General features: G+C 58.2%; 13 protein-coding genes. All 13 read right to left on the bottom strand.

All coding sequences use genetic code 11. The annotated features are described in order from the left end of the window. Nucleotides 1–145: 145 nt before the first annotated feature. Nucleotides 146–391 (bottom strand): DUF1146 family protein, encoded by a 246-nt coding sequence (locus BN2684_RS01025; protein ID WP_234340125.1) that lies wholly within the window; start codon nucleotides 389–391, stop codon nucleotides 146–148. Nucleotides 392–441: 50 nt separating this feature from the next. Next, a complete protein-coding gene (locus BN2684_RS01020; protein ID WP_082651671.1) occupies nucleotides 442–2,718 on the bottom strand; it encodes a S8 family serine peptidase in 2,277 nt (758 codons plus the stop codon). A gap of 394 nt (nucleotides 2,719–3,112) precedes the next feature. Next, nucleotides 3,113–4,645, bottom strand: coding sequence for an NADH-quinone oxidoreductase subunit N (locus BN2684_RS01010; RefSeq protein WP_058300320.1), 1,533 nt, complete (start codon nucleotides 4,643–4,645; stop codon nucleotides 3,113–3,115). 2 nt (nucleotides 4,646–4,647) lie between these two features. Further along, nucleotides 4,648–6,324, bottom strand: coding sequence for a complex I subunit 4 family protein (locus tag BN2684_RS01005; RefSeq protein ID WP_058300319.1), 1,677 nt, complete (start codon nucleotides 6,322–6,324; stop codon nucleotides 4,648–4,650). Then, entirely contained in the window at nucleotides 6,314–8,212 is a 1,899-nt protein-coding gene (gene nuoL, locus BN2684_RS01000) for an NADH-quinone oxidoreductase subunit L (RefSeq protein WP_058300318.1), read from the bottom strand. Before nuoL ends, BN2684_RS01005 begins: the two co-directional genes overlap by 11 nt. Before the next feature lie 17 nt (nucleotides 8,213–8,229). Beyond that, nucleotides 8,230–8,541 carry an NADH-quinone oxidoreductase subunit NuoK gene (gene nuoK, locus BN2684_RS00995; RefSeq protein WP_058300317.1) on the bottom strand — a complete coding sequence of 104 codons (312 nt, stop codon included), beginning with the start codon at nucleotides 8,539–8,541 and terminating at the stop codon, nucleotides 8,230–8,232. Between the two features lie 2 nt (nucleotides 8,542–8,543). Further along, nucleotides 8,544–9,083, bottom strand: a complete 540-nt coding sequence (locus tag BN2684_RS00990; RefSeq protein WP_058300316.1) for an NADH-quinone oxidoreductase subunit J — start codon at nucleotides 9,081–9,083, stop codon at nucleotides 8,544–8,546. Next, complete coding sequence (gene nuoI / locus BN2684_RS00985; RefSeq protein WP_058300523.1) at nucleotides 9,073–9,537, bottom strand: NADH-quinone oxidoreductase subunit NuoI; 465 nt, start codon at nucleotides 9,535–9,537, stop codon at nucleotides 9,073–9,075. The genes BN2684_RS00990 and nuoI overlap by 11 nt, the downstream gene beginning before the upstream one ends. 36 nt (nucleotides 9,538–9,573) lie before the next feature. Further along, nucleotides 9,574–10,581, bottom strand: a complete 1,008-nt coding sequence (nuoH, locus tag BN2684_RS00980; RefSeq protein WP_058300315.1) for an NADH-quinone oxidoreductase subunit NuoH — start codon at nucleotides 10,579–10,581, stop codon at nucleotides 9,574–9,576. Next, nucleotides 10,581–11,681: an NADH-quinone oxidoreductase subunit D gene (locus BN2684_RS00975; RefSeq protein WP_058300314.1), complete on the bottom strand. Its 1,101-nt coding sequence runs from the start codon at nucleotides 11,679–11,681 to the stop codon at nucleotides 10,581–10,583. Before BN2684_RS00975 ends, nuoH begins: the two co-directional genes overlap by 1 nt. A 6-nt stretch (nucleotides 11,682–11,687) precedes the next feature. Then, nucleotides 11,688–12,371 (bottom strand): NADH-quinone oxidoreductase subunit C, encoded by a 684-nt coding sequence (locus tag BN2684_RS25200; protein WP_082651670.1) that lies wholly within the window; start codon nucleotides 12,369–12,371, stop codon nucleotides 11,688–11,690. Further along, nucleotides 12,368–12,886, bottom strand: a complete 519-nt coding sequence (locus BN2684_RS00965) for a NuoB/complex I 20 kDa subunit family protein (RefSeq protein ID WP_058300313.1) — start codon at nucleotides 12,884–12,886, stop codon at nucleotides 12,368–12,370. The genes BN2684_RS25200 and BN2684_RS00965 overlap by 4 nt, the downstream gene beginning before the upstream one ends. Further along, entirely contained in the window at nucleotides 12,871–13,233 is a 363-nt protein-coding gene (locus BN2684_RS00960; RefSeq protein ID WP_058300312.1) for an NADH-quinone oxidoreductase subunit A, read from the bottom strand. The genes BN2684_RS00965 and BN2684_RS00960 overlap by 16 nt, the downstream gene beginning before the upstream one ends. Nucleotides 13,234–13,502: the final 269 nt, after the last annotated feature.

Raw genomic sequence — 13,502 nt, 5'->3', positions numbered from 1 at the left:
CTGTTGCCAAGGTCAAACTTTCCGCTCGTCTGAATGGGGTTATACCCATTTTGAGCGATTGAGCCGTTTGTTATGCACTCCGCTTGCGAATGCTTGGTGGCAGATTGGTTGTGCTGACCATGCTCTTACCGATGCCGCCTTCGCCTTAGAAAAATCCCTTCAATCCGGATGACCAGCTGATGTAATCCGTGAAAAAGCGCCCCACTTCATACCCCAAGGCGACCGCCAGCAAAATCTGCAGCAGCCGAGCGGCAAATGACTTCGGCTCCTTCAAGATTCGGTCGAACTTGACCTGCTGCAAAGCCACCCACGCGATAACAATGCAAACCAGCATCGTCACAAGCGAAGTCAGACTGCCGACGGCAATGGAGCGAGCGATCTCCTCATTCAAACGGGTATTCCCCTCTCCAACTACAGGATATGTGACATAGGCCCTGATGGTTAATCGGTCAAAGCAAGCTTGAGCGAATAGGGCTGGTTCTCTGCCGTTGCCCCTTCGGTTGAAGACACTTTGACGTAATAGGTGCCCGGCTTCAGGCGGATGGTACTTCCTCTCTCCCGCAGCAGAAGATCGTTTTGTCCGGGCAGCGTGCGGGCGACCGCCACTTGCTTGATCGTGGAGTCGGTCACCAGCATATCCAGCATGCCTGCCGTCCATTCGCTCGTCATCGTCAGCTTGACATCCGTTTCCTTGCTGATCTTGAAACGAAACCAATCGACATCCTTCGGCGTGCTGATCACCCCGCTGTAGGCCAAGTCCGGCCGCATGACGGAAGCCTGATAAGGCTTGTCATCGGGCTCCCGCGGATCGATCGTTTCCCCGTCGTAGTCCACCCGCAGGGTGTACTCTCCACTGGGAGGAGAATCCGACCGTTCCACGCTGCCTACACGGATGTAGTACAGCCCGGGCCTCACCTCAGCTTGGTCGATTCGCTCCGCCATGCCTTCGTCGGTTCGGTCAACCGTCGGAGCCGCCGCTTCATCCGCCCGGCGGAGCATCAGGGTAAGGTCGATTCGCTGGGATACCGTAGAGACCTTCAAGCTGAGCTTGCCCGGCCGGTCCACCTTGAGGGAATACCAATCCTCGTCGCCCGAGCGATGGAATGTCCCGGTGAGAACGTGGTTTCGCGGAGCCAATCGGTAAGCCGTATAGGCGCGGTCATTGCTTTCGAATCGGTCCTGCATCATCCGAAACCCAGGAAGAAGATGGATGACCGTCCCCTGCCTGCCTTCCGGTAGGAGCAGCCGGACATAGAGAGTTCCTGTCTTGACCGGCAAGACAAACGCTCCGTCTGCATTCGCCTTCACGGAAGTTCCTTTCGCATCCCCTTCGTAAAAGGCTTCCACGGACGCTCCCTTGGCCAGCTTGGCGGGAGTCAGTGTCAGGTCGATGTAGCCGTTATAGGGCGCATCAAAGGAAATCCACTGCTCGCTTCCGGTTCCGCTGAGATCCGTCTGCTTGTTCATCGGCAGCTTCCGTGCGGCCTCTCTCGATACGCCCGCATAGGAACGGACAACTGCCGCATCCGCCGCCGCGAGGGCCCGGTCTGCGCGCAAAAGACCATATCCGGTCTCCTTGTCCCAGCCTTCCTCCTGCAGGTCTTCCGCCGTTTCCCGGATCAGCGTCCGCAGCTCGTAGGGGGCGAGACCCGGATGACGCTCAAGGACGAGCGCGATCACAGCCGCCGCTTGCGGAGCGGCCAAGGAGGTGCCGCCACTAAAACGGTAGGTTCCCTTGAGCGAAGTCGTGAAGACATTCCAAGGGGCGACGATATCCATCTCCGGCCCGTAATTCGACAAGACGGCCCGGGTATTGTCTCCCATAACTCCTCCAACCGCCAGTACCGTCGGATAAGCGGCGGGGTACTTGACGTCCTTCCCTTCGTTGCCTGCGGCGGCGACGAGAACGACGCCCTTCGATTCTGCATACCGCACGACCGATTCCATGTAGGTCGACGGCTTATTCAATCCGAGGGACAGCACCACGATATCGGCACCGTGATCCACTGCGTATCGGATGCCTTCTCCGAGCAGGTCTTCATCGCCCGTTCCGTCCGCTTCAAGCGCCTTGATCGGCATGATGCGGGCATTCGGCGCGATGCCGGCAATGCCCTTCTCGTTATTGATCGCAGCCGCGATCACACCGGCGACGTTCGTTCCGTGCCCATTATCGTCCGAAGGCAGGAAATCGGGCTTCACCAGATTGACCCCTTTCACGAGTGAAGCCGACAGGTCCGGGTGGTCCAGCTCAATGCCGGTATCGACGACGGCGATCAAGACCTTCTTGCTGCCCGTCGCCGCTTCCCATGTATCCGGTACATGGATTTGCTTCAAATAGCTCTGGTGGCTGAGCATCGGATCATTCGGCGCGACTGCCACCTGATAGGATTGGTTTCGTTCGACGGAGACCGTTTCCCCGGAGCGGGACCAGCGATCGATCCAGGCGGTCAAGTCCTGGCCTTCCTTCGGCCGAGCGACCGTTACATGCGACTCGGGATGCTCCCGAATGACCTCGCTTCCCTCCAAGAAAGCTTTTGGAGGCTTGTCCTTCCATTGTAGAATCCAGGAATCCGATCGGTTGCTCGAATTTGAGGAACCCGTCGCTTGTGCCGCTTTTTCTATTGTCAAAGGAGCCGTGCTTCCAAAGGAAGAAAGGACGAAAACCAACACGAAGGTCATGGCGGCTGCCATAATCATGGCATGATGCTTTCTTCTCATGATACCAGGCAACCCTCACTCTGTTTATGGGATAGAAGAGTCTCCTCAAAGACCGGGGAGATTCGCCAATTTTATAGCATTTTCTCATTTATTTTACGATATTCGCGCTGCTTCGCACGAGTCCTGCCAGCATCTGTGAAAAAGTACCTGCATTCCGGCAAATGGATCTGTCTCGGTGCGGAAAGATGTTGAACGATTTTCCCTCAATTTCATTATTTTAACAGCGATTCGCATCGTGATGAGCCCCTCCTGCAACTGGAAGAGGGTAACCGTTACCAAAACCCATCGACTGAAATGGAAAAAGGCAGCGAATCGCTGCCTTTGTAGCTGCATGAAGCACGCATCCGGGTCGCTAACCGGCTCTTCAACGTTCCGTTCAAGCATACCATTTCCGTTAAAATAAATCCATGCCCACCACGGAGAAAATGTTCTGGAGCTCCGACAGGATGCCCTGCGGATAAAAGCCGAGGACAATGCCCGCCACCGCACAGAACCAAAGGACTGCGTTCAGCGTCCAGGGAATCTTCTCGCCCCGCGTCTCCCCGATCTCGCCGCGCATGAACATCTGCCGCAAAATGCTGAAGGAGTAGTAGAAGGACAGGACGCTCGTCGCGGCCATAATCAGCGCCAGCGCGTACATACGGAGCTGAACAGCTCCAAAGAGAATGAACAGCTTGCCGAAGAAGCCCGCGGTCACCGGAAAGCCGGCAAGGGACAGAACCAAGAGCAGCATCGCCACAGCCGTTCCCGGGGACCGGTAATACAGCCCGGCAAAGCCGCTGAGTTCCTCGGTGCCGGACAGCCTCTCGACGATCATGACGGCCGCAAAAGCGCCGATCGTCATCAAGAGATAAGCGATCAAATAGTAGATCAGCTCCGAGAAGTTCGTAAGATGGACCACTGAGAATTGGATTCCGATCGGCACGAGCAGATACCCGGCATTGGCTATCCCGGAATATGCAAAGAGCCGTTTCATGTTCTTCTGGCGCAGCGCGAGCAGATTGCCGACGATCATGGACATCGCCGCCAGGATCATGATTGCGAGAAAGACGTCGTATTCCAGCCCGCTGATGTTTTCTCCGCGAAGCAGGGTCTGCTGGAAGAAGACTCCGTAGAACAGGCGAAAGATGACCGCAAGCCCCGCTCCCTTCGATACAACCGCCAGAAATGCGGCGATTGGCGTGCTCGCTCCTTGATAGGTATCAGGCGCCCAGGTGTGGAAGGGAGCTGCCGCAATCTTGAAGCCGAATCCAGCGAGAAGCAGGATGAAAGCGACGTAGATCAGCGGAATCAAGCTCATGTCCGCCGATTGAACGGCTTCGTTAATGGAGATGAGCTGCGTGGAGCCCGAAATGCCGTAGAGAAAAGACATCCCATAGAGGATGACAGCCGAAGAGATTCCGCCTTGGATCAAATACTTGAAGGCTCCTTCGTTCGCCTTGCGGTTCTTCTTGCGGATTCCAGCGAGCACATAGCTGGACAGGCTGAGCGTCTCTAGTCCGACATACAGAATGATGAGATCCGACGACGAGGCCATGATCATAGCGCCGAGAACGGCAGCTAGGAGCAAGTAATAATACTCTCCCTCCGAGGTGATCTCCTCCCGCTTGAGCGAGCCGATGCTCATGAGGAGAACAAGGCCCGTTCCGGCGAAAAAAACCAGCTTGAGCACGTTCCCGAAATCGTCGATCCGGTAGCTGCCTTCGAGCAGCGATACCGTCTCGGCCGGATTGATCTGGTAGCCGACCAACACGGCTGCCGCCACTGTCCCTGCAAGCGCCAGCCACCCGATCAGATTGCGATTCACCGTGCGCGGAAGAAACAGATCGAGCAGCAAAAGCAGAAGAAAGCTGGCGGCGACCGTGAGCTCGGGAGCCAAGTGGGCGAGGTCGCCCACGGTAGGTCCAGTCCATTCTTGAACGCCCATGGCTATTCACCCGCCTTTGCAACAGTAGACTCGATATGGGATGTAAAGTCGGCGACCGCTTTCTCCACGGTGTGGCTGATCATGCCCGGATACACCCCGAGCAGCAGGATGAAGGTCGTCAGGATGATCATCGGCACCGCCTCGATCAGCCGCGCATCCCGGTAGCGGGGACCCCCGCTAGCGGACGCGGCTCCGCCCCCGTTCGGAGCGATGACGCCTGAGCCGCCCACGGTTCGAGGAGCTTCATCGCCCGGCGGGCCGAAGGTCATCGCTAGAACCGCCCGCAGCATATAAGCGGCGGCAAGCACAAGCCCGAGAAGGCCAACTGCCGCGATTGCCTTGTAAGAGCCGCTTAGGCCGACGAATACGAGCAGCTCGCCCACGAAGCCCGAAAGCCCCGGCAGGCCGAGCGACGCCAGCCCGGCGAACAGCAGGATACCGCTGATGAACGGGATGGACGAGGCGAGGCCCGAAAGCTTCGCAAGCTCCGTCGTTCCGGTCCGCTCGCACAGGCTTCCGACGAGAAGGAACAGGAGCGCAGAGATGAGGCCGTGTGAGACCAGCTGGAAGACCGCGCCGGACCAGCCCGCCGTATTGAACGCGGCGAGGCCGAGCAGCACGATGCCCATCTGGCTTACGCTCGAATAAGCGAGCACGAGCCGGAAGTCCTTTTGCACGAATGCCAGAATCGCTCCGTACAGCAGATTGATCAGCCCGAGCACGGCGAGGAGTAGAGTATAGCTCTTCGCCTGCTCCGGGAAGAGCAGAATCCCGAAGCGAATGAGGCCATACGCGCCCATCTTAAGCAGAATGCCGGAGTGGATCATGACGACCGAAGGAGGGGCCTCCTGGTGCATCTTCAGCATCCAGGTGTGGAACGGAAACACGGGCAGCTTGATCCCGAATGCAAGCAGAAGCAGGAAGAACAGGAACGTCTTCATGCCCGCCGTCAGCGTAAAGGGATTATTGGCATAATTCAGATAAGCTTCAGGATTGTGGAACAGATTGTTCATGATCGTCTGAATATCGCCGCTGTACTGGAAGGCCATCGTCTGCTCATCCAGGGTAAACCCTGCCGTTGCGATCAGGATGAGGAAGGCCGTCAGCATCAGCGCCGACCCGATCCCGTTGTAGAGCAGGAATTGGATGGCGGCCTTCTCCCGGTTCACCGAGCCCCAGATGCCGACGAGAAAGAACACCGGAACAAGCGCAGCCTCAAAGAACAAGAAGAACAAGAACAGGTCCCGAGCCATGAACACGCCGAACATCGCCGTCTCCAGAAGGAGGAACAGGATGTAGAACAACTTCCAGCGCTTCTTGATCTGTACGGAGGCGAGCGCCGCCATAGCCGCCACAAGCGCCGTCAGGAACACGAGTGGAAGCGACAAGCCATCCACCGCCAAGTGATAATCGAAGCTCAAGGTGAACGAGGTAGCCCCGAGCAAGCTTTTATCGAGCGGGATGCGAATCCAGGAATGCTGCTCCACAAATTGAAAGTCGGCGATTTGAGCTTGAAACTGAACGAACAGGATGCAGGAAAACAAGAGCGGCAGGAAGGAAGCGGCGATACCTACCCGCTGCAGAAGCCGGCCGTTCTCTTTGGGAATCACGGTCAGAACAAGCACCCCGAGGAGCGGCGAAAGAAGAATCAGGCTGAGGAGGGGCAGGTTATCCCACATGCCAAAACCTCCTTCCGGCATAAATCAGCAGCATCGCGACGAGCCCGAGCAGAGTCACGAGGCCGTATGTCTGCACACGTCCATTTTGCAGGCGCGTTCCGAGCCGGTGCAGCTGCATCACGGCAAGCGCGACCAGCTTGACGGCTCCGCCAATCACATAGCGGTCAAACAGCTCCAGGACAAACCCGAAACCCTTCACCGGAGCGATAATAGCACGCTCATAGAACGCATCCACGTAGAAGCCTTCTTCGGCGGCTCTTCCGAGCCGGAGGAAGCGCCCCTCCATCCGACTGCCGCGCCCATACGCGAGATAGCCGAGTCCGATGCCGAGAAGCCCGGCTACGGTCGAAAGAAGCAGCACGGTCCAATCGACGTCATGGGCGAATTCCTGGCTGGTCAGCCAGCGGCCGAAGCTGGACGTTCCCGGTAGGAAGAGGAAGCCGGCTATCGCCGCCGGAACGGCGAGCGCGATCAGAGGAGCGGTCATCGACCGGGGCAAAGCCTCCTGTTCACTCTGACCCTCGCCGCGTCCAGGGCCAAAAAAGACGAGGAAGACGAGACGAGCCATGTAGAAGGCGGTCAGCACCGCGGTCAGGAGGGCAACGGCGAACAGGAAGGGTCGCTCCTGATAGGCTTCCGCCAGGATCGCATCCTTCGACCAAAAGCCGGAGAAGGGCGGAATGCCGGACAAGGCCAGCGCTCCGATACCAAAGGTCCAGGCGGTTGTCTTGAGCTTGCCGGCGAGGCCGCCCATCTGCCGGATATCCTGGGTATGTACCGCATGAATCACGCAGCCCGCCGCGAGGAACAGGAGCGCTTTGAAGAACGCGTGCGTGAACAAGTGAGAGATTCCGGCGGTGTAAGCGGCATAGCTGCCGAGCCCCAGCGCCAGCATCATATACCCGAGCTGGCTGACCGTGGAATAGGCCAGCACTCGCTTGAGATCGTTCTGACCGATGGCGAGCAAGGCGGCAAACAGCGCCGTAAACGCCCCTGTCCCGGCCATGACATCAAGAGCGGCTGTCGAGTGCAAGAAGATCGGATACGTTCGGGCGATCAGATAGACGCCCGCCGCCACCATCGTCGCCGCATGGATGAGCGCGCTGATCGGCGTCGGCCCCTCCATGGCATCCGGAAGCCAGGCATGCAGCGGGAACTGTCCCGACTTGCCCATGGCGCCCAGGAAGATCAGAAGCGCGATCGCCGTCGTGAGTCCGGCGGACATCGCGGCGTCCCCCGCTGCTCCGCCTGCCAGCGGGAATGCGTTCTGGAGCGACGTAAATTCGAGCGCGTGGCTCGGCATGTTCCAGTACAGCAGCAGAATGGCGAAGAACAAGCCCATGTCGCCGATCCGCGTCATGAGAAAGGCCTTCTTGGCCGCCGCTCGCGCTTCCGGCTTCCGGTACCAGAAGCCGATCAACAGGAACGAGCAAGCCCCGACCAGCTCCCAGAACAGATAGAATTGGATGAGGTTGACGGAAAGCGTCAGGCTCAGCATCGAGAAGGCGAACAGCGAGACATACCCGTGAAAAACGGTGAAGCGCTCATCCTCCGCCATGTACCCGCATGAATAGATCAGAACGAGCAGGCTGATGGAAGAGACCAAGAGCAGCATCAGCACATTCAGGTTGGTAACCTCGTACCCCATGGTCAGGGTGAAGTCCCCTGCCTTCAGCCATGTCCAACTGTTCCACGTGAAATCGGCCGCGTTGTCCCGGAGCCTGCCCAAGTAGATCGCAAGGGCAAGGGCAAAGGAGGCGGCACCGGCCGCCAGGCTGATCGCGGCCCCGAGCTTCTTTGCCTGCCGCCCAAGGGCGGTCAAGGCCAGGAAGGCGGCGAGCGGAAACAGCGGCACAATCCAGGCATATTGCGATATCGTGGATGGCATGATCAGTCCTCCTTCCATCAGTGCTTCAGGTCGTCCATCTCGCTCACATCAGCGGTCGGCTTGTTTCGGTACAGCGCGATCAAGAGAGCGATCCCGACCGCTGCTTCGGCTGCCGCCACCGTTATCGTGAAGAGTGAGAACACTTGGCCGGTAAGCGAAGGGTTCACGCCCATTTTGGAGAATGCGACCAAATTCAAGTTGACGCCGTTCAGCATCAGCTCGATCGACAGGAGCACGATGACCGCATTGCGCTTGGTCAGCGCTCCATAGAGCCCGATGCAGAAGAGAATGGCGCCCAGCGTCAGATAAGGCGATAAGAGTCCGCTCATCCCTACTCCTCCTCCCGTTTGGCAATGACGATCGCTCCGACGAGGGCGACCGTAAGCAGCACCGCCATGATCTCGAAGGGAATGGCATGGCGGCTCATGAGTAGCTTGCCGATTTCGAGCGTCGTGTTGTTCGCTTCCGCCGTGGGGACTGCGGGAAAGCTGGCCTTTTGAATGGCGTAGTAGAGAACGCCGAACAGTGCGAGTACGCCGACGGCGGTCAAAATTTCATGTACCCGGCCGGTTGCCGCGGTTGTCGCTTCTTCCTCCGCGTCGGATCGGTGCTTGGTCAGCATAATGCCGAAGATCATGAGAATCGAGACGGCGCCCGCATAGATCAGCACCTGCACGAACGCTACGAAATCCGCGCCCAGCATGAGGTAGAGTCCCGCCAGACTCACAAACGTCACCGCAAGCGACGCGACCATGTGCACCACCTTGACCGAATTCAGCATGACGACGCCTCCCCCGATCGAGAGGATGGCAAACAGCATGTACAGGTAGCTTCCCGGGTCTTTTACATTATCGGCGAGGTTATTCAGCATCCTTCTTCGTCCCGCCCTTCTTCACCATGGCAGAGTTGTTCTCCTGACGGATGTTGGCCGTGTTTCCGCTCAGCCACTCCCGGTCCTTGAACAGGTCATCCCGGCTGTATGCCGCCAGCTCGAAGTTGTTCGTCATGACGATCGCCTCCGTCGGGCATACCTCCGTGCAGAGATCGCAGAGGATGCACAGCTCGAAATTGATGTCGTACGTATCGATGACCTTCCCTTTCTTTTCGGGATCGGGGTTCGGTTTTCCTGTCAGCGAGATGCATTCCGTTGGACAAATCCGTGCGCAAGCGTTGCAGACAATGCATTTTTCCGGATCAAAATGCTGGACGCCCCGGAACCGGTCGGGCATGTTGAGCGGAACCTCGGGATACGCGTAGGTTACTTTTTTGCTGAGCATCGCCTTCAGGGTGACGCCCATGCCTTTTACCAGGCCCGTGCCTTTCATCGGCTTCCCCTCCTTCGATCATCCCTTCCCTCTTCGCTACATAAACCCATGCATGTACCCGGCGGTGATGAAAATATTCAAGAGCGCAAGCGGAAGCAGCACCTTCCAGCCGAAGCTCATCAGCTGATCCACCCGCACCCGCGGCAGAGTGGCCCTCAGCCAGATCAGAAAGAACACGCAGAAGCCGAATTTGAGCAGAAACCAGAGGATGCCGGGAATAAAATCAAGGATCGGCAGCGGCGCATGCCACCCGCCGAGAAAAAGTACCGTGGTCAGCGCGGAAATCGCAAACATGTACACATACTCAGCCAGCATGAAGAAGGCGAATCGGAAGCCGCTGTATTCCACGTGGTAACCGGCCACCAGCTCCGATTCCGCCTCCGGCAGGTCAAAGGGCGTCCGGTTCAGCTCCGATACGGCAGCCACGACAAAGACAGCGAAGCCGACGATCTGCGGCAGGAAGTTCCAGTGATGCAGCCCTCCCGCCTGAAGATTCACGATATCGCGCAGGTTGAGACTGCCCGCCATCATCACGGTCCCCGTGATGGACAGGACGAGAGGAACCTCATAGCTGATCATCTGCGCCGCCGAGCGCATGCCCCCGAGGAGCGAATATTTGTTGTTCGAGGCCCATCCGCCGAGAATGATCCCGAGCGTGGAGATTCCCGACAGCGCGACATAATAGAGAATGCCGACATTCAGATTGGCAAAATAGAGCGTGCTCGTAAACGGAATCGCCGCGATGACGGCGAAAGCGGGTACGAAGGCGATGACCGGCGCGATGCGGAAGAGGCCTTTTTCCGCCTTGGCCGGAATGGTGTCCTCCTTGATGAGCAGCTTGAGGATATCGGCAAAGCTCTGGAAGAGTCCGTACGGGCCAACCCGGTTCGGACCGATGCGGTACTGCATCCAGCCGATGATCTTGCGCTCGAAGTAGATCGCGTACGTCACGAAGAAGAGCACGATCAGGAGCATGACGACAGTCACGGCGACGATGCCGCCGAAGCTGCCCCAGGTGAGGGGGCCGTTCAACCAGTCTCCCATCAGCAGTCCACCTCTCCGACGACAATATCGATGCCGCCCAGAATGAGAATCAGGTTGGTCATCGTTTCTCCGACGAGCAGCTCGGGCAAAATTTGCAGATTGATGAACGATGGGCGGCGGAACTTCAGTCGGTACGGTTTATCCTTGCCGGTGGAGACCAGGTGGCAGCCGATCTCGCCGCGCGGAGATTCGATCGCGGTGTACGATTCCCCCGCCGGTACGCGGAGAATCTTCGGTACCTTGCCCATGATCGGTCCGTCTTCGGGGAAGACCTCCAGCGCCTGCTCCAGAATGCGCAGCGACTGGTGCATCTCCTCGATTCGGAGCAGGTAACGCTCGTAGCAATCCCCATTCGTCCCCACGGGCACATCGAATTCAAAGCGGTCGTAGAGGCTGTACGGCTGTGCTTTACGCAGATCGTGGTTCACGCCTGTGCAGCGCAGGTTAGCGCCGCTCAGCCCGTACCGGATGGCCGTCGCGGCGTCGTAACGGCCCACGCCCTTGATGCGGGCGAGGAAGATCTCGTTGCCGCTGACGAGGCGATCGTATTCCTCCAGCTTGCCGCGCATGTGCGGGATGAAAGCCCGCACCTTATCCAGCCAGCCGGGAGGCGCATCCCATTTGACTCCGCCGACGCGCATGTAGTTGTAGGTCAGGCGGGCTCCGCAAAGCTCGTTGAACAGGTCGAGGATGAGCTCCCGATCGCGGAACGCGTAGAGGAACGGGCTCATCGCGCCGATATCGAGCAGGTAAGTACCCCACCAAACCAGATGGCTCGCGATTCGCTGCAGCTCCATCACCGTCAGCCGGAGGAATTCGGCCCGCTCGGGGACCTCCAGCTGCATCATCTTCTCAACCGAATGGACGAGAACGTAATTGTTGGTCATGGCGGAGACATAGTCCATGCGGTCGGTATAAGGAATGATCTGGGTGTAGGTCAAGTTCTCGGCCAGCTTCTCCGTTCCCCGATGCAGATAACCCATGACGGGCGTCGCCTCGGTGATCACCTCGCCGTCCAGCTTCACGACGATGCGGAATACGCCGTGCGTGCTCGGGTGCTGCGGGCCAACGTTGAGCAGCAGCTCTTCCGTTCGGATCATGGCGCTTTACACCTCCGGGTCCAGCGGTTCGTAGTCCTTGCGCAGCGGGTGGCCGACCCAATCGTCCGGCATGAGAATCCGCCGCAAATCGGGATGCCCGGGAAAATCGATCCCGAGCAAATCGTAGATTTCCCGCTCGTTCCAATTGGCCGTCGCCCAGACCGGAGTCACCGAGGGAATCGACGGCTCATTCCGCTCCGTCTTTACCTTGACGGCATACTCCTCGCCCGTAGAGAGAGAAAGAAGATAATAGACCACTTCCATGTGAGTCTCGTAATCGGTACCTGCCATGCTGCGCAGATAATCCAAGTGAAGATCATCATGATCGCGCAGCAATAACGCCGCTTCCTGCCAGCTGTGCGCGTCTATGATGAGATAGGGACGCCAGGAGTCCAGCTCACTCAAGTAGCTGTCGGTGACCGCCGTTAAGCCGAGTGCGGTTTGCAGCAGCGATACAACCTCGGCTAGACGCTCCTGCCGCGGATCGGGCGCGTGCGCATCCTCTTGAGCAAGCTGCGGGTTCTCCGTAGGAGACGGCGGATTTCCGACCGTCGCAGCTGACGCTTCTGCTTGCGCGCTAACCCGCATCGAGTCGACATTCGAGTCAGGTGCCTCAGACGTTGCGGCCTCCTTACCGGGACTCGCACTCGGTTGGCTGCCTGCTTCCGTATCCTTCTCCGGTCCAGTCATCGGCTGGTCACCCGCTTTCCGGTTTTGGCTTCGTAGCGGATCTTCTCCTGCAGCTTGTTGATGCCGTAGATCAGGGCGGCCGGGTTGGGCGGACAGCCTGGGATGTAGACATCCACGGGCACAATCTGATCGACGCCCTTCACCACGGAATAGGACTTCACGTAAGGGCCACCCGCCGTAGCGCAGGAGCCCATGGCGATCACCCACTTCGGCTCGGGCATCTGATCGTACAGGCGGCGCAGGAGCGGAGCCATCTTCTTCGTGACCGTTCCCGCCACGATCATCACGTCCGACTGCCGGGGAGAGGTGCGGAAGATGACGCCGAACCGGTCGAGATCATAGTGGGAAGCGCCGGTTCCCATCATTTCAATGGCGCAGCACGCAAGCCCGAAGGTGAGCGGCCAGAGAGAATTGCTGCGAGCCCAGCCCTTGAGCTGCTCCAGGGTCGTGAGAAACACGTTCCGCTCCATCTCTTCCCGCTCTTCCGGCGAGATTCCGTCTAGAGGGAATTCCATTGCAGCACCTTCTTCCTCCAGGCATAGAGAAGCCCCGTCGCAAGCAGCCCTACAAACATGCACATTTCCACAAACGCAAACAAGCCGAGCTTGTTGTAAGCGACGGCCCAAGGGTACAGAAAGACAGTTTCCGCATCAAAAATGACAAACATCAAGGCGAACAGGTAATAGCGAATGTTGAACCGCACCTGTCCTTCACCTACCGGCTCGTTGCCGCTCTCGTACGTCGTTTCCTTTTCCGCCGTCGGCCTGCTCGGCCTCAGCAGTCTTCCGAGGGATAGAGCGGCTGCCGGCAAAAGGATGCCCACAGCGATAAACACGGCGACAATCACATAACTGGCGTTCATGATTCGAGCCCCCGTTCGCTATTAAGAATGTAAGTGCTTTCTTGATTATAGCAAATCGTGAAAAAGATTGTCTATTCGGCTTTGCGCCTCCTAAGCCCGGACCGGTGCGGTGCCCTGCATAATCTCCATAAAGACCGCAACAGATGAACCCGAAATGAGATCTTTTCATTTTTCCTCGGGCATGCAAGGCGTTTTTGCCGCGTCCTTCTATCACCAGTGTACGTGCCGGTCAGATAGGAAATGCTCGCTTGCGCTGTTTCCTGCCTGCT

The sequence above is a fragment of the Gorillibacterium timonense genome, assembly GCF_001457415.1.
Classification (GTDB): Bacteria; Bacillota; Bacilli; order Paenibacillales; family NBRC-103111; genus Gorillibacterium; species Gorillibacterium timonense.
Note: the sequence above shows the minus strand (reverse complement) of the source record. Positions and strands in the feature narration are given on the sequence as shown.